The sequence below is a fragment of the Cryobacterium sp. Y11 genome (genome assembly GCF_002929535.1).
Lineage (GTDB): Bacteria > Actinomycetota > Actinomycetes > Actinomycetales > Microbacteriaceae > Cryobacterium.
The window spans coordinates 502-1,250 of record NZ_PJJO01000005.1; the positions used below are offsets into that span (position 1 = coordinate 502).

Consider the following 749-nt stretch of genomic DNA (forward strand, 5'->3'; position numbering starts at 1 on the left):
GGTGGCGTTGAAGGGTGATGGCACGGTCGTCGCCTGGGGTGATAACTCCCGCGGGCAGTCGTCGGTTCCGGCTGGCCTATCTGGGGTGACTGCGGTCTCGGCCGGTGGGTCCCATTCGTTGGCGGTGAAGGGTGATGGCACAGTCGTCGCCTGGGGTGCTAACTACGCCGGGCAGTCGTCGGTTCCGGTGGGCCTGTCTGGGGTGACTGCGGTCTCGGCCGGTTCGGGCCATTCGGTGGCGGTGAAGGGTGATGGCACGGTCGTCGCCTGGGGTGATAACTCCCTCGGGCAGTCGTCGGTTCCGGCGGGCCTGTCTAGGGTGACCGCGGTGTCGGCCGGTTCGGGCCATTCGGTGGCGCTCGTCACCGGGGTGGTCGTGGTCGCGTCCACGTCATCGGCCACCGCGGCCGCCACCGCCGGCGTGCTGTCGGCTTCGCTGACCTCGGTCGCGTTCGACGCGGTCGATTTCTCGCACACCGCGCAGGCGGTGACAGCGGCTGCTACTTTGACCGCCGACGACCTCACCGGCACCGAAAGTGGTTGGGCAGTGACGCTGCAGTCCAGTGCGTTGGTTTTCACTGACCTTGACAACGTCACGGACAGTTCTGAAGACATTGCCGCGACTGCGTTGGCGTTGGCGCCGGTCACTGCCGTGACCACCGGCGCTGGTGACACGTTCGCTGGCACTTACAGCGGTGCCAGCGCGGCGCTGAACACAGCCGTGACTGTGCTTACAGCTCCGGCCGGAA

1 protein-coding gene is annotated in these 749 nt (G+C 67.2%); it reads left to right on the forward strand.

Annotated features, from left to right (window positions below; genetic code table 11):
- The coding region (locus CXY75_RS00040; RefSeq protein WP_369826612.1) for an RCC1 domain-containing protein at positions 1–749 on the forward strand (749 nt) is incomplete at both ends.